The sequence below is a fragment of the Glycomyces dulcitolivorans genome (genome assembly GCF_003265355.1).
Classification (GTDB): Bacteria; Actinomycetota; Actinomycetes; order Mycobacteriales; family Micromonosporaceae; genus Glycomyces; species Glycomyces dulcitolivorans.
On the sequence record NZ_QFRW01000081.1, the window covers coordinates 1 to 25,887 of the forward strand.

A 25,887-nucleotide genomic window follows, 5' to 3' on the forward strand; every position below is an offset into this window, starting at 1 on the left:
GAACGCGGCCGCGGCGGCGGCGTGGTCGCCGTCGTGGAGCGCGCGGCGGCCGCGGGCGGTCGCGTCCTCGAACCGGTCGGCGTCGACGGCCCCGGCGGGGACGGTGAGGGTGTAGCCGCCGGCGCGGCCGTGGAGGGCGGCCCCGCCGGTGGGGTCGAGGCGTTGGCGCAGGTGGTAGGCGTAGGTGCGGAGGGTGGTGACGGCGCTGGCCGGGGGGCGACCGTCCCAGAGCTGGTCGATGAGCCAGTCGGCCTCGACGGGGTGGTTGGCCTTGAGCAGCAGGAGCGCCAGCAGGGTCCGGGGCTTGGCGGCGAGCGGCGGGGCCGGGCGGCCTGCGGCGAGCAGTTCGAGGGGCCCGAGCACCCGGAACTGCGGCTGGTGATCGGCCATGGCGGTCCCGTCAACTGTCTGCGGCTTGGTTTGTCAACGGCCGCAAGCGAATCCGCTGGAAAGCGGATACATGAAGGGCTTCAGTGTATGACGCGTCGTCCCGCGCGCCAGACGGAGTGGGTCAGCGGGACGCCGGGGCGGTAGGCGAGGTGGACGGCCGAGGGGGCGTCGAGGGCGTGGAGGTCGGCGCGGTGGCCGACCTGGAGGGAGCCGACCGCGCCCGGGCCGGCCTCGCGGCCGAGGGCGAGGGCGCCGCCGTAGGTGGCGGCGCGGACGGCCTCGTGGACGCTCAGTCCCATCTGGAGGACCGCGGTGGCGACGTTGAAGGCCATCGAGCTGGTGTAGGAGGAGCCGGGGTTGCAGTTGGTGGCCAAGGCGATCGGGACGCCGACGTCGGCGAGGCGGCGGGCCGGGGCGAGCGGGGCGCGGGTGGAGAGGTCGCAGGCGGGCAGGACCGTGGCGACGGTGCCGCGGCGGCCGGACCAGCTGCCGGCGAGGGCGTCGAGGTCGGCGTCCGAGACGTGGTTGCAGTGGTCGACGCTGGCGGCGCCGTGCTCGACGGCGAGGCGGATGCCCGCGCCGGGACCGAGCTGGTTGCCGTGGACGCGGAGTCCGAGCCCGGCTTCCTTTGCGGCCGTGAGGACCCGCGCGGACTGGTCGGGGTCGAAGGCGCCGCGTTCGCAGAACACGTCGGCCCACTGCACGTGGGGGCGGACGGCGTCGAGCATGGGGCCGCAGACGAGGTCGGTGTAGGCGTCGGCGTCGGTGCCCGCGGGGACGAGGTGGGCGCCGAGGAAGGTGGTGTCGTCGACGCGGGCGGCGGCGATGCGGGCGCTGCGGAGCTCGTCGTCGAGGGTGAGGCCGTAGCCGGTCTTGGTCTCGATCCAGGTGGTGCCCTGGGAGACCGCTTCGCGGACGCGTGCGTAGAGGAGGGCCGCGAGGCGGTCGTCGTCGGCGAGGCGGGTCGCCGCGGTCGTGACGGCGATGCCGCCCGCGGCGTAGGGGGCGCCGGCCATGCGGGCCTCGAATTCGGCGGTGCGGTCGCCGTCGAAGACCAGGTGGGTGTGGGAGTCGACCCAGCCGGGGAGGACGGCGCGGCCGCCGAGGTCGGTGCGGGCGTCGGCTGCGGGTGCGGCGGAGGCGGGGCCGAGCCAGGCGATGCGGTCGCCGTCGATGAGGACGGCGGCGTCCTTGAGGACCCGGTGTTCGGGGTCCTGTGTGGTCAGTTCCGCGATGCCGGTGACGAGTTCACTGCCGAGTTCGCTCATGCCATGGCCTCCTTGGCCTTCCGCAGGAGTTCGGCCGGGTCGCCGAGGTCGGTGTGGCGGCCGCCGCGGGCGCGGACGCGGCCGCCGATGACCACCGCGCTGATATCTGCCGCGGTCGCGGTGAGGAGGAGCTGGTCGGGTTCGCTGCCTTCGGTGCGGGTCGAGGCGGGGTCGACGGCGATGAGGTCGCAGGGGGCGCCGACGCGGAGGACGCCGAGGTCGCGGCCGGTGCTGGCCGCGCCGCCGACCGTGAGAGCCGCGCGGAGCGCGGCGGGGTCGAAGCGGCCGCGCCTGCCGGAGGCGAGGCGCTCGCCGTGTTCGAGGGCGCGGGCCTCCAGCATCGGGTCGATGACGGCGTGCTGGTCGGTGCCGAGGGCGATCACGGCCCCGGCGTCGGCGAGGGCGCGGGCGGGCCCGATGCCGTCGCCGAGGTCGGCTTCGGTGGTGGGGCACATGACGACCGTGGCGCCCGCGTCGCCGAGGAGCTTGACGTCGCCTCGGGTCAGGTGGGTCGCGTGGACGGCGGAGAGCCGCGGGGACAGCAGGCCGTGGCGCGCGAGCAGGCCGGTCGGGGTGAAGCCGGTGGCCTTGAGGCAGTCGGCGTTCTCGGCGGGCTGCTCGGAGAGGTGCACGTGAAGCGGCAGCGACGGGTCGAGGCCGGTCGCGATGGCCGCGAGTGCGGCCTCGGGGACGGCGCGGACGGAGTGGACGGCGGCGCCGACTTGCACCTGGCCGGGGTCATAGTCGGCGCGGATCGCCTCCCGCAGGGACGCAAGGCGGTCGAGCCAGCGCTCGGCGCTGCCGTCGCCGAAGCGGCGCTGCTCGGCGGCGAGCGGGGCGCCGAACCCCCCGGCGAGGTAGCAGGTGTCGAGCAGGGTGAGCCGGATACCCGCGTCGACGGCGGCGTCGGCGAGGGCGCGCTCCATCGCATGGGCCGCATAGGGAGTGCCGTCGGGGGCGTGGTGGACGTAGTGGAATTCGGCGACCGAGGTCCATCCGGCGGCGACCATCTCGGCGTAGACGGCCGCGGCGACGCGGCGGTAGCGCTCGGGGTCGAGACGGCCGGCCTCGCGGTACATGAGGGTGCGCCAGGTCCAGAAGCTGCCGCCGCCGGCGTGGGTGCGACCGCGCAGGAGCCGGTGGAACGCATGGGAATGCGCGTTGACCGCGCCGGGGTGCACGACCCCGTCGAGGACGGTGTCCCCGGCTCGGGCGGCCGCACCGGACTCGATCGCCTCGATGAGTCCATTGTGCGCACTGATGCGGACGTCGCGGGCCAGGACCCCGTCCACAAGGGCCGCTTCCGCCCAGAACGCGGTCACAGCAGCCCTTCCAGGACGTCGGCGAGGACGTCGGCGGAGTCGTCGGCGTCGGAGCGCTCGACGTGCTCCTCCGGGGAGTGGGAGATCCCGGTCGGGTTGCGCACGAACAGCATCGCCGAAGGCACCGCCGCGGCGAGGATGCCCGCGTCGTGCCCGGCGCCGCTGGCGAGGACCGGCGCGCCCGGCACCAGGTCGGCCAGGCGCCGCCCCAGCGCGGGGTCGAAGCCGACGGTGGGGCTCCACGACTCCTCGACCACGGCGGCCTTGCAGCCGTGGCGCTGCGCGCATCCGGCCGCCTCGGCGCCGATGCGGTCGACGAGGCCGCGGGTGACCGCGTCGTCGGGGTGGCGCACGTCGAGCCACAGGTCGACGCGGGAGGCGATCACGTTGGTGCCGCCGGGGACCGGTTCGAAGCGCCCGACGGTCGCGCGGGCGTCGTCCTCGGCCCGCGCGAGCGCGGCGACCAGGCCGACGATCTCTGCGGCGGCCACGACCGGGTCGGCGCGGTCCCGCATCGCGGTCGTCCCGGCGTGGTTCCCGATGCCGGTGACGGTCAGCTTCCAGCGGCCGTGCCCGAGGATCGAGGAGCCGATCGCGACCGGGCGGCCCAGGTCGATGAGTCCTTTGCCCTGCTCCACATGGAGTTCCACGAACTGTCCGATGCGGGCCAGGGCGGCGTCGTCGCGGCCGAGGCGGTGCGGGTCGATCCCGGCCTTGGCGTAGGCGTCGGCGAGGGTGGTGCCGTCGGCGTCGGTCAGCGACCGCGCCTTGTCGGGGTCGAGCGCGCCGGTCATCAGGCGCGAGCCGAGGCAGGCGACGCCGAACCGGGAGCCCTCCTCCTCGGGGAAGACCGCGACGGCGAACGGGCGGGCCGGCTGCACGCCGCGTTCGCGGAGCCGGTCGACGGCGACCAGGGCCGCGGCGACGCCGAGGGGCCCGTCGAAGGCGCCGCCGCCGGGGACGGAGTCGAGGTGGGAGCCGGTGACGAGCGCGCCGTCCCCCGGCTCGCCCCACCAGGCCCAGATCACGCCGTTGCGGTCGGTCTCGACGCCGAGCCCGCGCTTCTCGGCCTCCTGGACGAACCAGGACCGGAGGTCGAGTTCGGCGGTCGACAGGACCGGCCGACGGTACCCGCCCGAGCGGGGGTCGCGCCCGACGGGCTCGATGGCGTCCAGCAGGCCGCTGACGGTGTCGTTCATTGTGCCCCTTCGATGGCGCGGTTCAGGGTGCCGTCGAGCACGAGGGTGCGGGCGGCGTCGAGGTCGGGTGCCATGTCGCGGTCCTCGGTCCGGAGCGGCACGCGCGCGGTGACCGCGTCGAGCATCGCGCCGGTCCCGCGGCCGGGCCGCAGCGGCTCGTGGAAGGCCGCGGCCTGGGCGCCGCACAGGATCCGACGGCGAGCACGCCCGCGGCGTTCGCGGGGGCGGTGCGGGCCTTGACGGCGGCGGCGGCGGTGCCCATGCTGACGTGGTCCTCCTGCCCGGCGCCGGTGGAGACGGTGTGGACGCTCGCCGGTGCGGCCAGCGCCCGGTTCTCGGCGCTGATCGCGGCGGCGACGTACGGCGGGATCATGAGCCCCGAGGCCGCCGACCCGTCCGGGACCAGGAACGCGGGCAGGCCGCTGAGGTGGCGGCTGGTGAGCCGGTCCGAGCGGGCCTGCGACATGGTGGTCAGTTCGGCGATCGTCATGGGGCCCAGCCCGATCCGGATCTCCTTGGCGTCGGCTCCCACGGCTACCCCTGGTGCTCGCGCATGGGGATGCGGACGCCGCGCTCGGCGGCGACCTCGATCGCGCGGTCGTAGCCGGCGTCGACGTGGCGGATGACGCCCATGCCGGGGTCGTTCGTCAGGAGCCGCTCCAGTTTGCGGGCGGCGAGCTCGGTGCCGTCGGCGACCGAGACCTGCCCGGCGTGGATGGACCGGCCGATGCCGACGCCGCCGCCGTGGTGGAGCGACACCCAGGTCGCGCCGGAGGCGGTGTTCAAGAGCGCGTTGAGGATCGGCCAGTCGGCGACGGCGTCCGAGCCGTCGGCCATGCCCTCGGTCTCGCGGTACGGGGAGGCGACCGAGCCCGAGTCGAGGTGGTCGCGGCCGATGACGATGGGCGCGGAGATCTTCCCTTCGGCGACGAGCTCGTTGAACCGCAGCCCGGCCTTGGCGCGGTCGCCGTAGCCGAGCCAGCAGATCCGCGCGGGCAGGCCCTCGAACTCGACGTGCTCCTGCGCGGCCTTGATCCACCGGTGCAGGCCCTCGTTCTCGGGGAACAGCTCCAGGATCGCCTGGTCGGTGACCTCGATGTCCTTGGGGTCGCCCGAGAGCGCGACCCACCTGAAGGGACCGAGGCCCTCGCAGAACAGGGGCCGGATGTAGGCGGGGACGAAGCCGGGGAAGGCGAACGCGCGGTCGTAGCCGCCGTGGCGGGCCTCGTCGCGGATCGAGTTGCCGTAGTCGAAGACCTCGGCGCCGGCGTCCATGAAGCCGACCATGGCCTCCACGTGGCGGGCCATCGACTCGCGGGCGCGGCGCGTGAACGCCTCGGCGTCGCGCTCGGCCTCGGCGCGCCAGTCCGCGACCTCGATGCCGGCCGGGAGGTAGGAGAGCGGGTCGTGGGCGGAGGTCTGGTCGGTGACGATGTCGACCGGGACGGCGCGTTCGAGCAGGAGCGGGAGCACTTCGGCGGCGTTGCCGACGAGGCCGACCGACAGGGCCTCGCCCGCGGCCTTCGCGGCGAGGACTTTGGCAAGGGCCGCTTCGAGATCGGTCTCGACGACGTCGAGGTAGCGCTTGGCGGCGCGGCGGCGCAGGCGGCTCTCGTCGACGTCGATGATGAGGACCGCGCCGCCGTTGAGGGTGACCGCGAGCGGCTGGGCCCCGCCCATGCCGCCGCACCCGGCGGTGACGGTGAGCGTGCCCGCGAGGGTCCCGCCGAAGCGCTTGCGCGCCACGGCCGCGAACGTCTCGAACGTGCCCTGGAGGATGCCCTGGGTGCCGATGTAGATCCACGACCCGGCCGTCATCTGGCCGTACATCATGAGCCCCTCGGCTTCGAGGCGCCGGAACTCGGGCCAGGTCGCCCAGTCGCCGACCAGGTTCGAGTTGGCCAGGAGGACGCGCGGCGCCCATTCGCTGGTGCGGAACACCCCGACGGGCTTGCCGGACTGGACGAGGAGGGTCTCGTCGGCCTCCAGGTCGAGCAGCGAGCGCACGATCGCGTCGTAGCTGTCCCAGTCGCGGGCGGCCTTCCCGGTGCCGCCGTAGACGACCAGGTCCTCCGGCCGTTCGGCGACCTCGGGGTCGAGGTTGTTCATCAGCATCCGCATCGGGGCCTCGGTCTGCCAGCTCTTGGCGCTGGGCTCGGTCCCGCGGGCGGCGCGCACCGTGCGTCCTCCGGTCATGGCGGTGGTTCCTTTCGCAGTGGGTTTTCTTGTGGGCTAGCCGAGGTCGTGGTCGGCGAGCCAGGCGGCGGGGCGCCGATGATCGACGAGGCCTCGCGCACGAGCAGCCGCCCGATGCGCTCGATCTGCTCGTCGCCGACGCGGTAACTGGGGATGACGCTCGACAGCGCGGCGGCGACGCGCTTTCCGGCGAGGACGGGCGCCGCGATCGCGGTGACGTCCTCTTCGACGCCCTGCTTGACGACGATGTACCCGCCGTCTTTGGACTCGCCCCGGAGCACGGCGCCCGCCGCCGAGCCTTTGAGCGGGATGCTGCGCCCGACCCAGCTGGCGTGCCTGACCGAGTGGGTGCCTTCGACGATCGCGATGTAGAGCGCGCTCTGCCCGGCGCCGCGGACCGACAGGTAGCAGGACTCGCCGGTGGCCTCGACCATGCGGGCCATGGCGTCGCCGGCGAGGGCGACGAGCGGTTCGTTGGAGAGCGCGAGGGCGCCGAGCTGCACGATGCGCACGCCGGGGGTGTACCGGCCGTCGCCGTCGCGGCGGATGAAGTCCTGCGCTTCGAGGGTGCGCAGCAGCCGCAGGGCGGTGCTGGGAGAGAGGTCGGCGTCGCGGGCCGCTTCGACGAGCGAGACGACGCCGCGGTCGCAGACGATGCCGAGCAGCGACAGGGCGCGGTCGACGGTGCGGGTCGGGGATTCGGCCATGGGCACCTCCTTCGCAGCGAAGATACGAACGCCGTGTTTCAACGCCGCCGCAGAAATGTTGCCGCCTCATGATAATCAATTTTCACTGGATGGCAATACCCCAGTTCCCGGTAGGTGGAATTCCGGCCGCGGCGGCTGCCTCCGGCGCGCGCGGGGACCGTGCGGGACGCCGGATCGGCTTAGACTTCGGGCAGCAGATGCTCCTGATTGGACCGGTCCCCCGGAGGTCCCCCTCATGCGACGCTTCATTCCCCTCGCGGCTCTGGCGCTCGTGCCGCTCGCCGCCTGCCAGTCGAGTCCCGACGCCGACGACTCGGCATCGAGCCCGCCGTCCCCGGTCGAACTCGGAGCCGCGCTCGACGTGCAGACGGTCGCGGCGACCACCGAACTGGCGTGGTCGGCCGCGATCCTGCCGGGCACTGCCGCCGCGGTCGACGGGACGGTCGTCTACTTCGGGTTCGACGCGAACGGCGAGACCGTCCTGACCGGCGCGGCCGCCGACTCCGGCGAGGCCGTGTGGGAGCTGAGCACCGAAACCGGTGCGGTCCCCGGTACCGACCTGCTGTGGTGGGTGACGCCGCGGCCGATGGCGATCGAGGTCGTCGAGGTCGGCGGGGTCCCGGCCGTCCTGGCCCGCGCCTTGGACGGGGACGTCGGCGACTGCGCCGGGGAGGAGTCGCAGCAGGCGGTCGTGGCGGTCGAGGCCGCGACCGGTGCGATCCTGTGGACTTCGCACCCCGCCGAATTCGGCGCCGAGGACTCGTGCGGGACCGTTTTCGAAGGCGACATGGTCGTCACCGATACGGCTGCGGCCGTGAGCGGGTCGGTGCCAGGCGGCGGCGAGGTCACCGTCGCGATGGGACTGGACGACGGCGAGGTCCTGTGGGCGAACACCGGAGTCAGGGCGTACCACGCGGCCGCGAACGCGATCATCGGCACCCGCGACCTCGACGACCCCGCAAGCGCCGGATGCGAACTCGAACGCGAGTTCGCCGAGACCGGATTCGACCCGGCCACCGGCGAGGTGCTGTGGGAGCTCGACCCGTGCGAGGACCCGTCGATCACGGTGGGACTGGCCGAGCACGCGCTCGTCGAGGTCGGTGAGGGGGCGGCGGCGGAGCTGCGGGCGATCGACACGCTCACCGGAGCCGTCGTGGCATCGATTGCGGCCGAAGAGCTTCCGGACATCCGGGCCAGCGACGGCCAGAGCCTGGTCCTGTGCTCGGTCGCCACGGCCGAGGACGCGGAGGCCCTGCTCCTGTACGACGCGGGCGCGGCGGCGTTCACCGTGTCGGACCTCGAATACAGCCGGGAGCTTCGGTACCTGATCTGGCAGGGGCACGTCGCGGTCTACGACGGCGACGCCGACGCCACCCGCCTGTACGACCTCGCCGGCGGCGCCGAGGCGGCCGAGTTCCCCGGCTGGTGGGCGGGCGGCACCGGGGCCTACCGGCTGTCGACCCCGCCGGAGTACTGGTCCGATTTCGAAGCTGAACTCGATGTCTACACCGCCGACGCCTGAGAGGGTGGTGCGGTCAGGGCACGGACCCCGGCGTAGCCGTCGGGGACCGTGGAAGGCGGGACGTCGAACAGGCGCGTGACCGCTTCGGTTGGCGTGGCCGCGGGCCAGCCGGGGTCGCCGGTGTTCACGAATGACGTTGCGGCGCCGTGGACTTCGGCGGCGAGGGACCGCGGCGGGGCGTCCCCCGCGATGCGGGCGACGCCCTCGGCGTCGAGGTGGTCGAAGAAGAACGGCACGTCGAGGCAGTGGACGGCGGCGTCGTAGACCGGTGTGCGCCAAGCGAACCGGTACAGCCAGGTCGAGTCCGCGCCGCCGCGGGCGCGGGCGTCCAGGAGGTCGAGCACGTTGGCGCGGAACGCCCGGTCGGTGGTGTACCGGGCGAGGGTCGCCACCGTGCCGCGGCGGCGCACGTCGGCGTTGTCGGCCCGCCAGCGCCGCCGGGCCTTCCCGGTGAGGCCCACCCGGCCGAGCAGGGGCCAGGCGGGCAGGAACCGCAGGAACCGCTTCGCGTCGCGGAACGCGGGCGTGAGTTCGTCGTCGCAGGTGCCGACCACGAGCGGGACGTCGGCTCCGTGCCCGGCGGCAATCGACTCAGGCACCGTCATGGGGAGCAGGTCGCCGTCGACGACGGGACCGAACGGCAGTCCCCCGGTGAGCGCGCCGGTGATGGCGGCGGTGACGTTCTCCCCGTTGAGACGCATGGACTTCCGCTGGAGTTTGAGCAGGCGGGACTCGGGGACGGCGACGAGCGCCTCCCGGGTCGGCGGGACGCCCGCGCGCTCGGCGATGAGCCGTCCCAGCTGCTCGGCACGTTCGGCGCAGCCGTATGCGGGCGCGGGCGAGAGCGCCCAGCCGCGGGCGAGCAGGCCGCGGGCGCGCGGCATGGCGAGGAGGGTGAGGACGGCGGTGCCGCCGGCGGACTGGCCCGCGACGGTGACCCGGCCGGGGTCGCCGCCGAACGCGCCGATGTTCTCCTGGACCCATTCCAGGGCCGCGAGCCAGTCGCGGACGCCGCGGTTGGCGGGGGCGCCCTCGATCCAGCCGAACCCGTCGAAGCCGAGCCGGTAGGAGAGGTTGACGGCGACGACGCCGTCGCGGCAGAACGCGGCGCCGTCGTACCAGGGGCAGGCCGGGGACCCGGCGGTGAACCCGCCGCCGTGGATCCACACCAGGACCGGCAGCCGCGCGTCCGGGCCCGGGTCGGGGGTGAACACGTCGACGTTGAGGGTCGCGTCGCCGGGGACGGCGGCTTCGGGGATGAGCGTGGCCGTGCCGCCCTTGCGGTAGGGGGTGGGGCCGGGTTCGAGCGCGTCCCGCACGCCCTCCCACGGGGCGGCCGGAACCGGTGGGGCGTAGCGCAGTTCGCCGACCGGGGCTTCGGCGAAGGGGATGCCGAGGAACACCGCACTGGCGCCGGGCGCTCCGGGCTCGCCGCGCCAGCGCCCGCGGAGGCGTCCGGTGCGGATGCTGACTTCGGCGAAGCGCGGATCGTGCTCGCTCACCTCGATGCCTCCTCCTGCCCGGGTCAACAGTCACCGTAAGCAGTCGGGGCGGGGTGCGGGCCCGGTTCGGGCAATCGAGGTCGCGGCCGGGTCTAGCCGGGCAGCAGTTCGCCGATCAGGACCTCGATGCGGGCCTTGATCTCGTCGCGGATGGGGCGGACGGCCTCGACGCCCTGGCCTGCGGGGTCGTCCAGTTTCCAGTCGAGGTAGCGCTTCCCGGGGAAGATCGGGCAGGCGTCGCCGCAGCCCATGGTGATGCACACGTCGGAGGCCTCGACGGCTTCGACGGTGAGGACCTTCGGGGTCTCGGCGGCGATGTCGATCCCGACTTCGCGCATCGCCTCCACCGCGGCGGGGTTCACCTGGTCGGCCGGGGCGGACCCGGCCGAGCGGACCTCGATCCGGTCCCCTGCGAGGTGGCTGAGCCAGGCGGCGGCCATCTGGGAGCGCCCGGCGTTGTGGACGCAGACGAAGAGCACTGACGGTTTGGCGGTCATCGGTCGGTTCCTTTGCTGGACGGGATCATCGGGTCGGTGGCGGGGAAGCGTCGCCTGGCCCACAGGCTCACGTAGACCAGGCCGACGAGGACCGGGACTTCGATGAGGGGGCCGACGACGCCGGCGAGGGCCTGGCCGGAGGCGGCGCCGAAGGTCGCGATGGCGACGGCGATGGCGAGCTCGAAGTTGTTGCCCGCGGCCGTGAACGCGAGGGTGGCCGTGCGCTCGTAGTTCAGGCCGATCGCCTTGCCGAGCGCGAAGGACCCGGCCCACATCAGCCCGAAGTAGACCAGGAGCGGGACGGCGATGCGCACGACGTCCAAGGGCCGGTTGAGGATCGCCTCGCCCTGCAAGGCGAACAGGACGACGATGGTGAACAGGAGCCCGTACAGCGCGAACGGTCCGATCCGGGGCAGGAAGCGGTCCTCGTACCAGGCGCGGCCCTTGCGGCGCTCGCCGATGCGGCGGGTCAGATAGCCTGCGGCCAAAGGCACCCCGAGGAAGACCGCGACGTTGAGGGCGATCTCCCAGCCGGAGACCTCCAGGCCGGTCGGGTCGAGGCCGAGCCAGCGCGGGAGGGCGTCGAGGTAGAGCCAGCCGAGGCCGCCGAAGGCGATGACCTGGAAGACGGAGTTCAGGGCGACGAGCACGGCGGCGGCTTCGCGGTCGCCGCAGGCGAGGTCGTTCCAGATGACGACCATGGCGATGCAGCGGGCGAGGCCGACGATGATCAGGCCGGTCCTGAACTCGGGCAGGTCGTGCAGGAAGACCCAGGCGAGGGTGAACATCAGGGCGGGCCCGGCGAGCCAGTTCAGGGCGAGCGAGGAGATCAGGAGCCGCTTGTCGGCCGTGACGGTGTCGAGCCGGTCGTAGCGGACCTTCGCCAGGACCGGGTACATCATGAGCAGGAGTCCGGCGGCGATCGGCAGGCTGATGCCGCCGATCTGGACCGCGTTGAGCGCCTTGCCGACCGCCGGGACCCACTGCCCGAGGGCGATCCCGGCGAGCATGGCGGCGCCGATCCAGGCCGGCAGGTACCTGTCGAGGGTCGACAGGCGCCCGCCCGTGCCGGTCGGGGCCGCGGTCTGGACGGCGGTCACGCGTTCGCCCGCTGCGGGACGGACAGGACGGTGGAGAGCAGGTCGAGCGCGGCGGGTTCGGCGCGGTAGTAGACCCAGGTGGCGCGGCGTTCGGAGGTGACGAGGCCGGTCTCGCGCAGGACCTTGAGGTGGTGGGAGATGGTCGGGGCCGAGACGTCGAAGGCGTCGGTCAGGTCGCACACGCAGGCCTCGCCGCCCGCGTGCGAGGCGATGAGCGAGAGCAGCCGCAGCCGGATCGGGTCGCCGAGGGCCTTGAACGAGGAGGCGAGCCGCTCGGCCTGGTCGGCGCTGAGCGGCTCGTCCACCAGCGGCGTGTGGCAGTCGACCAGGGCGAGCGGCACGCGGACGGGTTGCTTCGACATGCGTTTATTTTGACCGATGTCGAAGCAGACGGCAAATCGGCAGGTAAGTGGCCCACTAGTGGGTCTAGAGGACGTGGTCGAGCAGGCGGTCGACCACGGTCTCCAAGTCGGTGTCGGTGTCGATCTCCAGCGTGGCGCCCGCCCGCAGCAGCGGCTCGACCTCGGCCTGGTCGCGCAGCGCCTGCGCGAGTTCACCGGGGCCCTTGCCGTAAGGGTTCCCGGCGCGGGCCAGCAGTCGCCGCCGGACCACCGCCGGTGCGGCGCTGAGGAGGACGACGTGGTCGAAGTCGGCGTAGAAGCGTCCCTGGTTCGGGACGCAGCCGCTGACGAACAGCGTCTCGTCGGCCGCGCCGTCGAGGAGCGATCGGATGCGCGCCTCGTGCCAGACCCATCCCGGCTGGGCGGTCGGTCCCGGTGGGTCGGCGTCGGCTTCGGGCGCGCAGTACCCGCCGTAATCGGTGTCCACGGCGCGGTACCCGCGGGCGTTCAGGGCCGCGACCACGGTCGACTTCCCCACGCCGGACACCCCGGTCAACATGACCCTCACCATGGCGACACGGTAGCAGCGGGAGGAGTCGGTCCGCGGCCGCCGCGAGCGGCTAGCCGCAGCAGGTGTCGCCTTTCCATGCCTCGACGCCTTCTTTGACGGCGACGGCGGCGATGACGAGGGCGGCGAGGGGGTCGGCCCAGGTCCAGCCGAAGAGGGTGTTGAGGGCGAGGCCGACCAGGAGGACCGCGGAGAGGTAGGTGCACAGGAGGGTCTGCTTGGAGTCGGCGACCGCGGTCGCGGAGCCGAGTTCGCGGCCCGCGCGGCGCTGGGCCCGGGACAGGAACGGCATGACCGCCAAGGAGACTGCGGCCAGGATCAGGCCGACGCTGGAGTGCTCGGCTTCGGCGCCGAAGAGCAGGGCGCGGGCCGCTTCTACGGTGACGTAGGCGGCGAGGGCGAAGAACGAGATGGCGATGATGCGCAGGGCCCGGTGTTCGCGGGCCTCGCGGACTTCGGGGTCGGTGGCGGAGAACTGCCAGGCCACGGCAGCGGCGGAGGAGACCTCGATGACCGAGTCGAGGCCGAAGCCGATGAGCGCGGTCGAGGAGGCGATCGTCCCGGCGGTGATGGCCACGACCGCTTCGACGATGTTGTAGGTGATGGTCGCGGCGACGAGGATCCGGATGAGGCGCGTCAGGTGCGCGCGGCGTTCCGGGCTCGGTCCGATCGGCTTGCGGGAGAGGGAGATCGGGGTCGCCATCAGCAGCAGTTCTCGTCGGTGGCGTCGCACGCGGCCGGGTCGACCGCGAGGACGGTGTTCAGCAGGTCCCCCAAGGCGTGGGCGAGGCGCGGATCGGCGAGTTCGTAGCGGGTGCGGCGGCCTTCGGGGGCGGCCACGACCAGGCCGCAGCCGCGCAGGCAGGCGAGGTGGTTCGACAGCGACTGGCGCGAGACCCCCAGGGCCGCAGCGAGATCGGCGGGGTAGCCGGGGGCTTCGCGCAGCGCCAGGAGCAGCCGCGAGCGGGTGGGGTCGGACAGGGCGTGGCCGAACCGGGCCAGGACCTGCCCGTGGGTGAGCGTCTCCATGACGCCGATAGTACATGGAATCGTGTATTCATCAAATGGTGTACTCATGGGGTGAGCGCAGGCGGCTTCATCGCCCCGGTCGTCGCCGTCGAAGCGGGCCACCGGTGAGGCGGGTCAGGAGCGGTCGCCGGGCCCGGAACCTGATCGCGGGTGGAGCAGCTCGCGGACCTGCTCGGCCGCGCGGAGGATGCTCTCGCTGATGTGGTCGGAGAACCGGGCCATGTTCTCCAGGCGGGCGCCGGCCGGAGTGTCGCGGCCGAGGACGCCGACGCCCCGCCGCGCGACCTCGGCGACCTGCACCATGCCGCGGGCGCTGTCGATCGTGGCCTCGTACCAGACGTCGCCGTCGACGAAGTAGCGCTCGCGGCGCCGCTCGTCGCGCTCGCGCCGGATGAGCCCCTGGCCTTCGAGGGAAGCGATCGCCTTCGAGACGGTCGCCGCGCTGATCTGAAGGCGCTGAACGAGTTCGGCGGCGGTGACACTGCCGGTGTCGGCGATGAGGAGGCAGGTCATGACCCGGGCCGTCATCCTGGGCATGCCCTGACCCATGAGCAGGGCCGTGAACGTCTCCTCGTACTCGCGCACGGCCTCGTCGTCCCGCCCGAGCGGCGACGCCGGGGCGCCCTGACTCTTGGGCGGGTTGCGCGTGCGCTGTCGGGCGCGGCGTTCGGCGGCGAGGTGGGCCAGGTCGGGCCGGTAGGCGGTCGGGCCGCCGTTGCGCATCACCTCGCGCGTCACGGTCGAGGTGGGGCGTTCGATTCGGCGGGCGATCTCCGCAAAGGCGAGGTCGTCCGCCAGCCCCCGCGCGATCTGCTGCCGTTCCCGCTGGGTCAGCCTGCTTCCCGACACCCGTGTTCTCCTCGTTCGCTTGGAACCTCGATCGTAGCGTTCGAATCCGATCCAACGCAACGACTAGGCCCGATGCATTGCCTTAGATTCACACCTGACGCAACGGTTACACGTCGTTGAGCTGCACTTATGCCGACTTTACACAATGCCTTGATTGCCTCAATCGCGAACGCAACGTAGCGTTTCTCATGTCAGAAACACTGAGTTTGCGAGGAGACCCACGATGACGAACGGCAAGGGCTTCACCGAGACCGGACTGGCCCGACTGCACGAGGTGCTGGCGCGGCACGTCGACTCCGGGAAGATCCCCGGGCTCGTGGCCCTCGTCGGTCGCGGCGGCCGGACCCATGTCGAGGCGATCGGCACGATGCGACACGACGGCGGCGCCCCGATGCGCCGCGACACGATCTTCCGCATGGCCTCGACCACCAAGCCCGTCGCGGTCTCGGCGGCGATGGTCCTGCTCGACGAGTGCCGGCTGCGCCTGGACGACCCGATCGACCGGTGGCTGCCCGAACTCGCCGACCGCCGGGTCCTCAAGCGACCCGACGGACCGCTCGACGAGACCGTGCCGGCGTTCCGGCCGATCGACGTCCGCGACGTCCTCACCTCGACCCTCGGGCTCGGCCTGGACATGACGGCGCGGACCGCCCCGATGATGGGCGCGATCTTCGAGCGCGGCGTGTACGGCCAGGCGGACGGCTGGATCCTGCCCGGGCCGGACCCGGACGAGTGGCTGCGCCGCCTGAGCACGCTGCCGCTGATGTACCAGCCGGGCGAGCGCTGGCTGTACAACCTCGGCGACGACCTGCTCGGCGTCCTCGTCGCCAGGGTCACCGGGCGGCCGTTCGAGGAGTTCCTGCGCGAGCGGATCTTCGAGCCGCTCGGCATGGGGGACACCGGGTTCCACGTGCCCGCCGAGAAGCTCGACCGGTTCCCGCCGCTGTACGCGCCCCATCCTGAGACCGGTGAGTTCCACGTGGAGGACCCGGCCGAGGGCGGGCACCACAGCACCCCTCCGGCGTTCGCCTCGGGCGGCGGCGGACTCGACTCCACCGTCGACGACTACCACGCGTACTTCCGGATGCTGCTCGACGGCGGCGTGCACGGCGGCGAGCGGGTCCTCTCCGGCCCCGCCGTCGAACTGATGACCACCAACCGGCTCACGCCGGGCCAGCAGGCCGCCCGCGACGCCTGGGCGAACGGCATCGCCCACCTCTCCTACGGCACCGGGCGGCACGGCGGCTGGGGCTTCGGGATGACCGTCCGCGTCCACCGCACCGACTACGCCCCGCTCGGCCAGTTCGGCTGGGACGGCGGCGCAGGCACCACCGTGTACGCCGACCCCGCCAACGACCTCGTCGGCGTTCTCTGCACCCAGGTCGGCATGTCCACTCCGGATTCGGCTCGGGTCATCCACGATTTCTGGACCACCGTGTACCAGGCGATCGACGACTGACTCGTCCACCCGCGCAAGGGGAAGCGGCCATCGGTTCGATGGCCGCTCCCCCGTCTTCACGCGTGCTACTGCTCGGTCCAGAGCCGGTGGAGCGTCTCGGCCAGCTCCTTCGGGTGGGAGAGGGCGACCATGTGGCCGCCGTCGATCTCGTCCGGGACGATGCCGAGTCGTTCGGCGACATGGGCTTTGGCGAAGTGCGGCGGGAAGAAGCGGTCGTCGCGGCACAGCAGGTACCGGGTCGGGACGTCGGGCCAGGCCTGGAGCGGGGACGGTTCGTCCCAGCCGCCGTTCTGCTCGCGGCCGTGCGCGGCCTGGGCGGCGACGAGGTCCTCAGGGACGCCGTTGAAGAACGCGGCGGCCTCTTCTTCGGGGGTCGCGATGGAGACGCCGAGGTCGTTGAAGCCGGTCGCGGCCCACCACTCGCCGGGGCTCTCGCCCGATTTCGGGATCATCGCGGTCAGGAGCACGAGCAGTTCGGCGTCGATGCGGGAGCAGACGAGCGGGGCGACGAGGCCGCCGAAGGAGTGGGCGACGACGACCGGGTGCGGGACGCCGGCGATCTCGGCGACGACCGCGTCGGCGTATGCGGTGACCCCGTTGTCCGGGTTCTCGATCGGCAGGTCGACGGCGATCACCTCGTGGCCGAGGCCGCGCAGGACCGGGGCGACCAGGTGCCAGTCCCAGGAGCTGCTTCCGCCCCCGTGGATCAGGACGAATGTAGTGCCCTCGTTATCGGCTCGCATGGCTGTTCCCTTCTTGCGGTTGGACTTCGAGCAGTTCGACGGGTGCGGCGGGGCGGCGGGGGCGTTCGGCCCTGAGGACGACCGCGACGGCGAGGAGGACCACGACGCCGCCCGCCGCGATGGGGAGCGTCACGGCCTCGCTCAGGACCAGCCAGCCGAGGAAGACCGCGACCACCGGGTTGACGTAGGCGTAGGTGGCGACCAGGGAGACGGGGGCGGAGTGCAGCAGCCAGACGTACGCGGAGAAGGCGATGACCGAGCCGAACACGACGAGGTAGGCCCAGGCGATCCAGGAGCTCGCGGCGTAGGAGGCCGGCTCGATCCGCTCGCCGGAGAGCAGGCCCACGGCGGTGAGGAGGGCGCCGCCGGTGAGCATCTCGTACACCGCGGTCACGAACGGGTCGCGCGGCAGCTTGAGGCGGGACTGGTACCAGGACCCGAACCCCCATGACACGGAGGAGAACGCGACCAGGGCGATCGTCCAGAAGGGGAAGTCGCCGGTGAGTCCGTTGGAGGCCAGGAGGGCGGCGAGACCGACGAAGCCGACGATCGCGCCCGCGGCGGCGGCGCGGGCCGGGCGTTCGCCGGAGAGCCTGCGGCACAGCAGGACCCACAGCGGGACGGCCGCGACGAGCAGCGCCGTCAGGCCTGAGGGGGCGCCGCCGCTCTCGGCGACGGTCACCATGCCCTGCCCGAGGACCGGCAGGAGGAGGCCGAGGAGCGCGCACGACCACAGTTCGACGCGGCCGATCCGCAGCCGCCGCCAGCCGCCGCGGAAGGCGAGGATGACGCCGAGCAGGACGCCGGCGGACAGGAACCGCGTCCCCGCGGCGACGAGGGGCGGCATGTCCTCGACCATGACGCCGATGCCGAGATAGGTCGAGCCCCAGACGAGGTAGACGGTGCCGAGTGCGATTCCGATGAGCAGCATGGGACTGACGCTAGACCGTCGCCTGCATTATGAAAAGCGATAATCATCGATCAAAGCCATCGCCAGGGCCGATCGTTCGCGATAGCCTCGGCCTCATGGCAGAGGTCGAACTGCGGCATCTCGCCGCGATGGCGGCGGTGGTCGACGAGGGCTCGTTCGGCCGTGCCGCCGTGCGGCTGGGCTACACGCAGTCGACGGTGAGCCAGCAGATCGCCTTGCTGGAGAAGACGATCGGCGGCCCGGTCTTCGACCGCCCCGGCGGCCCCAGGCCGGTCCGGCTCACCCCGCTCGGCAAGGTCGTGCTCGGGCACGGCCGCGAGCTGCTGGCGAGGGCCCAGGCGATGGCGACCGCCGTCGAGCGCTTCAACGCCTGCGGCGGGCGGATCGACATCGGCACGTTCCAGAGCCTGTCCAACGTGCTGCTGCCGGAGTTGGTGGCGCGGCTGCGCGACGAGCAGCCCGGCTGCGACATCAGGCTCGTCGAGGACGAGTCGGGCCGGCCGCCGGTCGGCGAGGTCGACCTGATGTTCTTCGACGGCCCGGGTGGCGGGGAGGCGGAGCACCGCAAGCTGTTCGACGACCCGTACGTGCTGGTGGCCCGGCGCGGGGCCTTCCCCGACGGGCCGGTGCGGTTCGCGCAGCTCGACGGGGCCCCGATGGTCGCGTGGCCCCCGACCTGTGACCAGCCGCGCGTGGAGCAGGCGTTCGCGGACAACGACGCGCGCCCGCAGATCGTGTTCCGCGCCGCGGGCAACGAGGCGGTGCTGGCGATGGTCCGGGCCGGGATCGGGTCGGCGGTGCTCCCGCTGCTGGCCGTCCACGGCACGGCCGCGCTCACCGAAGGGGCCTTGACCGTGCACGAACTCGCGCCGGAGGTCCCGCCGCGCGAGATCTACGTGCTGTGGCAGACCGGACGCACGCTTTCACCCCTTGCGTTGCGGGCCATGGAGATCGCCGCCGAGATCGCGGCGGACTTTCCGGCGGCCGGTCGCCCGTGATCATTCGCGGCCGAAGGCGCCGATCCCGGCGTGGAGCAGTCCGATGAGGCGGAAGGGCGCCGGCGGGGCGGTGTGACATCACCCCTGGAGCCCCACCGACGACGAGCCCACTGTACTACTACGTTAGTTAGTAGATGGATCGGGCGCGGAAGGATGACGACGCTCAGGGCCGGCAGGGCCGCCGCGGCTACGGTCCGCAGTCGCCGCAGTGGGCGTCGGCCGGAGGCTCCTCGTCGTTGACCAGGGACTCGATCCATTCGGCGAGGCCGACGCCGTCGACTTCGATCTCGTAGAACTTGTCGGGCTCGAAGATCTGGTGGTCGGCGCCGGGCGCGGTGTAGCTGTGGATCGTCACTCCCGATGCTTCGATGGCGGCCTCGTTGCGGTCGATCTCGGCGAGGAGGTCCGCGGGGTCGGCCAGCCATTCGGTCAGCTCGGAGGTGGCGTTGGGGTCGTAGGCGAAGTCGAAGCGGCCCAAGACGAGGTCGGGGTTGTGCAGGCCGGCCTGGGTCCAGAAGCCCGGGACACTCCAGGCGTCGGGTTCGAGGCCGGCGGTCGCCCAGTCGGGGACCGCGTCGTAAGCGCCCCAGTCGGTGTCGAGGACCTCGGTGTTGAAGTCGGGATCGTCCGGCCAGGCGCCCGATTGGCCGCCGAGGACCGTGACCTTCGCGTCGGGCAGCAGGTCGGCGACGAGGCCGCCGTAGATCGGGGCCGCGACCGATCCGGCGGTCTTGCCGATGACCACGACCTCCTCGGCGTCGGGGTACTGCTCGGCGAGGTAGTCGAGGGCGGCCGTGCCGTTGGCGTAGCCGTTGTGCTCCACGGTGAGTCCGGTGGAGTACTCCTGGGTCGAGGCGCCCAGGTGGGAGTCGCCGGTGCAGGAGGTCACGTAGATGAACGAGTACTCCGAGAACGGGTTGTCGCCCCGCGTGGTGTCGAACATGCCGCTGCGGTTCTGGGGGTCCACGCCCGAGACGTTCCAGGTGTAGGCGTCGCTCTTGCCGCGCTCGCCGGTGAACGCGCAGGTCGCGGCGTCCCAGCAGACGCCGCCGCCGTTGAGGAAGAGGACCACTTTCGTGGTGTCGGCCCGGCGCTCCCAGAACGCGAACGGGGTGCCGTCGGCGCAGTGGCAGTCGGGGGCCGTCGCCTCGACGCGGGTCCACTCCAGCGGTTCGCGGGAGTTGAACAGCGCGCATCCGGCGAGGAGGAGCGACAGTGCGGTGAACAGGAGCAGGAGCTTTCGCGGAAGGGTGTTGCGGGGGAACGGATTCGTCATGGGGCCAGTCTGGGCGGGGCCGGAGCGGGCGCGCATCTGTCGAAAGTCAGGTCCTGAAACCTGACTTTCGGCAGGTGTCCGGCGGCGCCGCCGGGGCCTAAGATTGCGCCTGTTATGAAGCACCAGCTCACCGCATTGCGCGGCACCCTGCTCAGGCCGGGCGTCCAGGACGCCGGCCTCGCCGCCGTGCTCCTGGCCGCCACCTGGGCGGTGTACGGTGGCGCGGCCGATGATCACAGTGGGCTGTTCACCGAGGCGGTGTGGTTGCGATCGACTGCGGTGCAGTGGGTGCTGATCTCGGTCGGTGCGGCGGCCGTGGTGGTGCGGCGGGTGTGGCCGGTGGTCGCGCTTGCTGCGGCGGTTGTCGCGGTGCTCGTGGAGATGGCGTTGGCTTTGGGGCCCTTGCCGATCGCGGCGGCGGTGCCGGTGGTGCTGTACACGGTGGCGGTGCGGCGGGAGCGGAAGGTGTCGCTCGCGGTCCTGGGTGCGCTGTTGGCGCTCATGGTGGCGTGGTCGCTGTACACGGCATTGGACGGCAAGGCGAACGGCTGGACCTATGCGGGCTGGCCGCTCGGCGCGGGCGGGCGCGAGCAGGACCCGGACGCCGTGCTGGGGCCGACCGACTGGGGCGGGATTCCCGTGCTCGGCCCGCTCCTGGTGGTGGCGTGGGCGATCGGGTGGGGCGTGCGCAGTCGGCGCGAGTACCTCGTCCAGCTCAGGGACCGCCAGCGCGGTCTGGAGCGCGAGCGTGAGCAGCGGGCCGCGCTGGCGGTCGCGGAGGAGCGGGCGCGGATCACCCGCGAGCTGCACGACGTGGTCGCGCACGGTCTGGCGGTCATCGTGATGCAGGCGCAGGGGGGCGCGGCGGCGTTCGCCAAGCGGCCCGAGTCCACATTGGCGGCGCTCGACACCATCGCGGCGACCGGGCGCGCCTCGCTCGCCGACATCCGGCAGGTCTTGGCCGAGCCGGAGGCGGGTGCGGTGCCGGGTCTGGCGGATCTGCCGGAGCTGATCGCGCGGGTGCAACAGGCGGGGACTTTGGTGCGGTTGCGGACCGATGGCGTGCCGCGAGCGCTGCCCGCGGGCGTCAATGCCGCGGCGTACCGGATCGTGCAGGAGGCGTTGACCAACAGCATGAAGCACGCCGGGCCGGGGGCCGCCGTCACGGCCGTGATCGGTTACGGCCACGGTGAGGTGACGGTCGAGGTCGTCGACGACGGTGTCGGCGGGGCGGTGGCCGGGAGTGGGAACGGGTTGCGCGGCATGCGGAAGCGGGCCGCGATGCTGGGCGGCGAGGTGGAGGCCGGGCCTGTCGAGGGCGGGTTCGCCGTGCGGGCGCGGCTGCCGTTCGGTCCGGAGGACGCGGCGTGATCCGGCTGGTGCTGGCCGACGACCAGGTGCTGCTGCGTCAGGGGCTGCGGATGATCCTGGAGGCCGCCGACGACATGGACGTCGTCGGGGAGGCCGACGACGGCGCGGGCGCCGTCGCGCTCGCGGTCGAGCAGGGGCCCGATGTGATCCTGATGGACGTGCGGATGCCGGAGGTCGACGGCTTGGAGGCGACCTCGCGCATCCGGGCGCTCATGCCGGACGGGCCCCGCATCCTGATCCTGACGACGTTCGACCTCGACGAGTACGTGTACGCCTCGCTTCGCGCGGGCGCCAGCGGGTTCCTGCTCAAGGACACGCTGACCGCCGACCTGCTGTCGGGCATCCGGGCGGTGGCGCGGGGCGACGCCATCGTCGCGCCGCAGGTCACCCGACGGTTGATCGAGCGCCACATCGGATCGGCCGGTGATCCCTTGCCGCGCAGTGAATCCGACCTGCGCGAGTTGACCGAGCGGGAGCGCGAGGTGCTCGGACTCGTGGCCCGGGGCCTGTCGAACGCCGAGATCGCCGGGCGGCTCTTCCTGGCCGAGGGCACCGTCAAGGGCCACGTCAGCCGCATCCTCGCCAAGCTCGACCTGCGCGACCGGGTACAGGCCGTGATCCTGGCGTACGAGTGCGGTCTCGTCCGTCCCGGCTGACGGTCCAATGGGCTGCTGAGCTGGGGTTTTCCGGTGCACCCCAGGGAGAATGAGGGGGTCTGCCCTACCGACCGGGGCGGGATTTCTGTTTAGTGTCGGCTTGACCGGACTTGCCGATTTCGACAGAAGCAGAGCCCTGATGACGACGCGAACCGCGGCACCCCCGCCCACGCCCGCCGACGCCCGACGCCGCGGCCCCACCGTGCGGGTCGCCGCCTGGAGTGCGGCCAACCCCTGGAAGGCGATCGGCGCGTGGGTGCTGTTCGTCGCCGTGTGCTTCGGGGCCGGGACGACCGTCGGCACGCAGCAGGCGGCGTTCTCCGACTACTGGATCGGCGAGGCCGGGGACGCCGAGGCGATGGCCGTCGAGAACGGCGTCGCGGCCCCGGCGGTCGAGCAGATCCTGATCACCGCGCCCGCAGGCGATCTCGACGCGGCCGCGGTCGACGCCGCGGTGGCCGACCTGACCGCGCGGATGGGCGAACTCGACGAGGTCGCCGACGTCAGCGAGCCGGTGACCGCTGCGGACGGCGAGGCCGTCCGGGTCGCGGTCACCATGTCGATGCCCTTCCACGAGGCGGTCGACCACATCGACCCGCTGCTGGCGGTCACCGCGGACGTCCAGGAGGCCCACCCGGGGCTGGACATCGCCGAGACCGGCAGCAAGTCGATGTCGGTCGAACTCGACGAGCAGCTCGGCGCCGAACTGGCGAAAGTGGAGCGGTTCACGCTGCCGGTCACGCTGGCGATCCTGTTCGTCGTGTTCGGGTCGCTCCTGCTGGCGGGCGTGCCGCTGGCGCTCGCGGTCAGCTCGATCCTCGCCGCGATGGGCGTCTACGCGCTCGGCTCGCACTTCTTCCCCGACGCCGGAGGCGCGGTCACCAGCGTGCTCGCGATGATCGGGATGGCCGTGGGCGTGGACTACTCGCTGTTCTACCTCAAGCGCGTCCGCGAGGAGCGGCACCGGCTCGGTGCGGACGGCAGCCTTGCCGCCGCGGTCGAACTCGCGGCCGAGACGGCCGGTCGCACCATCGTGGTCTCCGGTGTCGCCGTCATGGTCTCGCTCGCGGGCCTGTACCTGGTCGGCGACGTCATCTTCTCCTCGATCGCGACCGCCTGCATCATCGTGGTCGCCATCGCCATGGTCAGTTCGCTGACGGTGCTGCCCGCGCTGCTGGCCAAGGTCGGGCGGCGCATCGACGGCGGCAGGCTGCTGCGGCGCCGCGGCACGTCGGGCGAGAGTCGCCTGTGGACTTCGCTGCTGCGTCCGGCGTTCCGGCGCCCGGCGGCCACCGCGGTCATCGGCCTGATCGTCATCGGCGGCCTCGCCGTTCCCGCGCTGGGCATGACCACGAGCGTCGAGGGCAAGGAGACCTTCCCCAGGTCGCTCGACACCATCGCGGCGTACGACGAGCTCACCGACGCGTTCCCCGACGCCGGGGTGACCCACACGGTCATCGCGAAGGTGGACCCCGCCGACGCGGACGCGCTCGCCGCGGCCGTCGCCGACCTGGAGGCCCGCACGCAGGAGAACGCCCTGTTCGCCCCGACCGAGCGGCCGCGCGTGCGCGTCTCCGAGGACGGCGCGGCGATCGCGATCGACCTGCCCGTCCCCTACCCGACCAGCGACCCTCGGGCCGCGCAGTCGCTGGAGCTGCTGCGCGGGGACCTGGTGCCCGCGACCATCGGCGAGATCGACGGCGCCGAGTACGCCGTGTCCGGGGAGCCGGCGTACGCGTCCGACTATTCGAGCCACCAGTCCGCGCACCTGGTCCTGGTTCTGGCGTTCGTGCTGCTGGCGACGCTAGTGGTCATGCTCATCGCCTTCCGGTCCCTGATCGTGGCGGCGCTGAGCATGGTCTTGAACCTGCTGTCGACGCTGGCCGCGTGGGGCGCGCTGGTCCTGGTGTTCCAGGGGACGTGGGCCGAGGGGCTCCTGGACTTCGACTCCCCCGGGTTCATCGGGTCCCGTGCGCCGCTGATGATCTTCGCGATCCTCTTCGGACTGTCGCTGGACTACCAGCTGTTCGTCATGAGCCGCATCAAAGAGGCCGCGATGAGCGGCCTGGAGCCGCGGGAGGCGATCCGGCAGGGCATCCTGTCGTCGGCGAGCGTGGTCACCAGCGCCGCGATCATCATGATGTCGGTGTTCGTGGCCTTCGTCTTCATCGACCGCATCGAGATGAAGCAGCTCGGGTTCGCGCTGGCGCTCGGCGTGCTGCTCGACGCCGTGGTCGTCCTCGTCATGATGCTCCCCGCCCTCCTGGCCCTGGTCGACCGCATCGGCCGCTGGCCGGCGCGCTGGGCATAGCCCGAATACCCGCCGGTCGCGGCTGAACGCGTGCGATATTGGCTGCGCCAGTGACGCATCCACAATGGGGGGAATTCATGAATCGGTTCTTGGGAGCGGCGCTCGCCGGTGCCGTGATCGCGACGGCCTTGTCGGGATTCGGCCAGGCGGCCGCCGCGCAGGAGCAGGACTGCATCGCGCACACCATGCCCGGCGCGGAGAAGTACCGGAAGGAGAACTCCAAGGTCCCCCTGTTCACTCCCGGCGGCGTGGCCTACGAGCTGGACCTCACCAGGTTCCTGCCCGAAGGCGAGTGGCCGGCCGACTCGTGCCTGGTCACGGTGGACCTCGCGACCCAGTACGCCTGGGCCATGGTCCCGTTCATCCTCGATGACGACGACGACGATGATGACGAGGAGCAGTCCGACGACCCCGACCCCGTCGAGGAGCCGCCGGTGCCGGCGTACTCGTGGCGGGACGTCATCTATCCCGCGGACCAGGACGCGCGGGTCCTCCACCGGCAGTTCTTCCAGGCCACCGCCGCCGACGGGACCACCGGCTGGGTCGACAAGGACGACCTGACCGGGTTCGACGACGCGGCCTTCGAGATGCCGACCCACAACCCGGCCAACGGCCTGCCGGTGCCGAAGGCATGGGAGAACCCGCCCTGCGTGGCCAACGTCGAGGGCGAGCAGCGGCTGTACTCGAAGTCCGGATCGACCATGATCCACTCCGGGACCATCTACTCGGGCACCTGCATCACCGAGCTCTCCGACCCGTTCGGCGGCGATTTCACGCCCTACCAGGACGCGGTCAACCTGCCGCAGACCGGCTGGACCAAGTCGAGCTGGGGCGGGGAGACCATGTGCTTCCTGCGGGTCGACGGAACCAAGGCGTTCATCGACGCGAGCGTCCTGAAGTGGAACACCGACGACCGCGAAGAGTGCTGAGCCCCTTAGGGGACGAGGTTCGACCTGCCCTGCCAGGTGCCGTGTTCGGACAGCGGCCGGAAGCGCAGGGTGGTGAACTCGTGGTGGAAGTCGCGCCGGTCCCGTTCGGCCATCGCCTCGTGGTGGAGGCGGGCGGCGGGGCCGGTGTCGCGGCCGAAGGCCATGCCGGTCATGGCGCGGGCGCTGGTCCAGATCGAGAACGTGGAGACGGTGCGGAGCGGGCGCATGGCCGCGAGTGCGAGGGTCGTCTCGGGGTGGTCGCGGACCTGGCGTTCGACGGGGCGGCCCCAGTGGATGAAGCGCGGCAGTTCGGGCAGGCGCATGCGGGCGAGGGTCACGGCGACGACGGGTTCGGCCGGGTCGGTCCGGCCCGCTTCGGCGGGGAGGTGCGCGAGTTCGCGGACCGTGCCCCAGCGGCGCAGGAACTCAAGGCGCACATGCCATCCGGTGTCGAGGAGGCGGCCGAAGGGTTGTTCGGCCAGAAACGAGTCGAGGGCGGCCTCGTCGGCCCATTCGGCGAAGACGGCGAGGTGGCGCAGCTGCATCCGGTGCGGGGAGACGACGGGGGCGCCCAGCTGCATGCCGACGAGGACTTCGACGTGGCGCAGTCCGGGGGCCGAGGGCGGGCGCAGGAGCCGGCCGGCGGCGGTGTGCGGCGGCGCCTGGACGAGGTGGAAGGAGTGAACGGGCATAGGTCGAATCAAACCCGAGAATCGACCGGAC

General features: G+C 72.4%; 26 protein-coding genes. 7 read left to right on the forward strand and 19 right to left on the reverse strand.

Annotated elements, in window-relative coordinates; genetic code table 11:
• The 7 genes from DI269_RS08030 to DI269_RS08060 form a co-directional block, all read right to left on the reverse strand.
• Positions 1–390 (reverse strand): AfsR/SARP family transcriptional regulator (locus DI269_RS08030; protein WP_198667252.1); only part of this gene is annotated, 390 nt, incomplete at its 3' end.
• Between the two features lie 80 nt (positions 391–470).
• Entirely contained in the window at positions 471–1,658 is a 1,188-nt protein-coding gene (gene hutI, locus DI269_RS08035; protein ID WP_112134580.1) for an imidazolonepropionase, read from the reverse strand.
• Positions 1,655–2,980, reverse strand: a complete 1,326-nt coding sequence (locus DI269_RS08040; protein ID WP_112134581.1) for a formimidoylglutamate deiminase — start codon at positions 2,978–2,980, stop codon at positions 1,655–1,657. The genes hutI and DI269_RS08040 overlap by 4 nt, the downstream gene beginning before the upstream one ends.
• Positions 2,977–4,179 (reverse strand): allantoate amidohydrolase, encoded by a 1,203-nt coding sequence (locus DI269_RS08045; protein ID WP_112134582.1) that lies wholly within the window; start codon positions 4,177–4,179, stop codon positions 2,977–2,979. Before DI269_RS08045 ends, DI269_RS08040 begins: the two co-directional genes overlap by 4 nt.
• 22 nt (positions 4,180–4,201) lie before the next feature.
• The gene (locus DI269_RS08050) at positions 4,202–4,711 is read right to left on the reverse strand and encodes an aromatic amino acid lyase (RefSeq protein WP_198667253.1); all 510 of its coding nucleotides are present in this window, start codon (positions 4,709–4,711) and stop codon (positions 4,202–4,204) included.
• A 2-nt stretch (positions 4,712–4,713) separates the two neighbouring features.
• Positions 4,714–6,375, reverse strand: coding sequence for a urocanate hydratase (gene hutU, locus DI269_RS08055; RefSeq protein ID WP_112134583.1), 1,662 nt, complete (start codon positions 6,373–6,375; stop codon positions 4,714–4,716).
• Positions 6,372–7,082, reverse strand: a complete 711-nt coding sequence (locus tag DI269_RS08060) for an IclR family transcriptional regulator (protein ID WP_112134676.1) — start codon at positions 7,080–7,082, stop codon at positions 6,372–6,374. Before DI269_RS08060 ends, hutU begins: the two co-directional genes overlap by 4 nt.
• 235 nt (positions 7,083–7,317) lie before the next feature.
• On the opposite strand from DI269_RS08060, the gene DI269_RS08065 reads away from it, so the two are divergent.
• Entirely contained in the window at positions 7,318–8,604 is a 1,287-nt protein-coding gene (locus tag DI269_RS08065; protein WP_157974835.1) for an outer membrane protein assembly factor BamB family protein, read from the forward strand.
• Here the strand turns inward: DI269_RS08065 and DI269_RS08070 are convergent.
• From DI269_RS08070 to DI269_RS08105, 8 genes are all read right to left on the reverse strand, one after another.
• On the reverse strand, positions 8,586–10,106 hold the full coding sequence (locus DI269_RS08070; protein ID WP_112134585.1) for a carboxylesterase/lipase family protein: 1,521 nt from the start codon (positions 10,104–10,106) through the stop codon (positions 8,586–8,588). The genes DI269_RS08065 and DI269_RS08070 overlap by 19 nt on opposite strands.
• A gap of 92 nt (positions 10,107–10,198) precedes the next feature.
• Positions 10,199–10,603 carry an arsenate reductase ArsC gene (locus DI269_RS08075; protein WP_112134586.1) on the reverse strand — a complete coding sequence of 135 codons (405 nt, stop codon included), beginning with the start codon at positions 10,601–10,603 and terminating at the stop codon, positions 10,199–10,201.
• Positions 10,600–11,703: an ACR3 family arsenite efflux transporter gene (gene arsB, locus DI269_RS08080; RefSeq protein WP_112134587.1), complete on the reverse strand. Its 1,104-nt coding sequence runs from the start codon at positions 11,701–11,703 to the stop codon at positions 10,600–10,602. The genes DI269_RS08075 and arsB overlap by 4 nt, the downstream gene beginning before the upstream one ends.
• On the reverse strand, positions 11,700–12,065 hold the full coding sequence (locus tag DI269_RS08085; protein WP_112134588.1) for an ArsR/SmtB family transcription factor: 366 nt from the start codon (positions 12,063–12,065) through the stop codon (positions 11,700–11,702). The genes arsB and DI269_RS08085 overlap by 4 nt, the downstream gene beginning before the upstream one ends.
• Before the next feature lie 64 nt (positions 12,066–12,129).
• On the reverse strand, positions 12,130–12,603 hold the full coding sequence (locus DI269_RS08090; RefSeq protein WP_198667254.1) for an AAA family ATPase: 474 nt from the start codon (positions 12,601–12,603) through the stop codon (positions 12,130–12,132).
• Positions 12,604–12,664: 61 nt separating this feature from the next.
• Positions 12,665–13,315, reverse strand: a complete 651-nt coding sequence (locus tag DI269_RS08095; protein WP_112134589.1) for a cation transporter — start codon at positions 13,313–13,315, stop codon at positions 12,665–12,667.
• On the reverse strand, positions 13,315–13,650 hold the full coding sequence (locus DI269_RS08100; RefSeq protein WP_112134680.1) for an ArsR/SmtB family transcription factor: 336 nt from the start codon (positions 13,648–13,650) through the stop codon (positions 13,315–13,317). The genes DI269_RS08095 and DI269_RS08100 overlap by 1 nt, the downstream gene beginning before the upstream one ends.
• A 105-nt stretch (positions 13,651–13,755) precedes the next feature.
• On the reverse strand, positions 13,756–14,490 hold the full coding sequence (locus DI269_RS08105) for a MarR family transcriptional regulator (RefSeq protein ID WP_112134590.1): 735 nt from the start codon (positions 14,488–14,490) through the stop codon (positions 13,756–13,758).
• Between the two features lie 223 nt (positions 14,491–14,713).
• On the opposite strand from DI269_RS08105, the gene DI269_RS08110 reads away from it, so the two are divergent.
• Positions 14,714–15,949, forward strand: coding sequence for a serine hydrolase domain-containing protein (locus DI269_RS08110; protein ID WP_112134591.1), 1,236 nt, complete (start codon positions 14,714–14,716; stop codon positions 15,947–15,949).
• Positions 15,950–16,014: 65 nt separating this feature from the next.
• Here DI269_RS08110 and DI269_RS08115 read toward each other — a convergent pair whose 3' ends face one another.
• Complete coding sequence (locus DI269_RS08115) at positions 16,015–16,692, reverse strand: alpha/beta fold hydrolase (RefSeq protein WP_112134592.1); 678 nt, start codon at positions 16,690–16,692, stop codon at positions 16,015–16,017.
• Positions 16,679–17,623, reverse strand: a complete 945-nt coding sequence (locus DI269_RS08120; protein WP_112134593.1) for an EamA family transporter — start codon at positions 17,621–17,623, stop codon at positions 16,679–16,681. The genes DI269_RS08115 and DI269_RS08120 overlap by 14 nt, the downstream gene beginning before the upstream one ends.
• 95 nt (positions 17,624–17,718) lie before the next feature.
• Between DI269_RS08120 and DI269_RS08125 the strand changes: the two genes are divergently transcribed.
• A complete protein-coding gene (locus DI269_RS08125) occupies positions 17,719–18,621 on the forward strand; it encodes a LysR family transcriptional regulator (protein ID WP_112134594.1) in 903 nt (300 codons plus the stop codon).
• A 187-nt stretch (positions 18,622–18,808) separates the two neighbouring features.
• Here the strand turns inward: DI269_RS08125 and DI269_RS08130 are convergent, their stop codons facing one another.
• Positions 18,809–19,897, reverse strand: coding sequence for a pectin acetylesterase-family hydrolase (locus tag DI269_RS08130; RefSeq protein ID WP_112134682.1), 1,089 nt, complete (start codon positions 19,895–19,897; stop codon positions 18,809–18,811).
• Positions 19,898–20,011: 114 nt separating this feature from the next.
• On the opposite strand from DI269_RS08130, the gene DI269_RS08135 reads away from it, so the two are divergent.
• From DI269_RS08135 to DI269_RS26895, 4 genes are all read left to right on the forward strand, one after another.
• Complete coding sequence (locus DI269_RS08135) at positions 20,012–21,268, forward strand: sensor histidine kinase (RefSeq protein ID WP_112134595.1); 1,257 nt, start codon at positions 20,012–20,014, stop codon at positions 21,266–21,268.
• Positions 21,265–21,924, forward strand: a complete 660-nt coding sequence (locus DI269_RS08140) for a response regulator (protein WP_112134596.1) — start codon at positions 21,265–21,267, stop codon at positions 21,922–21,924. Before DI269_RS08135 ends, DI269_RS08140 begins: the two co-directional genes overlap by 4 nt.
• A 139-nt stretch (positions 21,925–22,063) precedes the next feature.
• Positions 22,064–24,235, forward strand: coding sequence for an MMPL family transporter (locus DI269_RS08145; RefSeq protein WP_198667255.1), 2,172 nt, complete (start codon positions 22,064–22,066; stop codon positions 24,233–24,235).
• 77 nt (positions 24,236–24,312) lie between these two features.
• The gene (locus DI269_RS26895) at positions 24,313–25,164 is read left to right on the forward strand and encodes a hypothetical protein (protein ID WP_157974836.1); all 852 of its coding nucleotides are present in this window, start codon (positions 24,313–24,315) and stop codon (positions 25,162–25,164) included.
• A 5-nt stretch (positions 25,165–25,169) separates the two neighbouring features.
• Here DI269_RS26895 and DI269_RS08160 read toward each other — a convergent pair whose 3' ends face one another.
• Positions 25,170–25,856 carry a hypothetical protein gene (locus DI269_RS08160; protein WP_112134599.1) on the reverse strand — a complete coding sequence of 229 codons (687 nt, stop codon included), beginning with the start codon at positions 25,854–25,856 and terminating at the stop codon, positions 25,170–25,172.
• Positions 25,857–25,887: the final 31 nt, after the last annotated feature.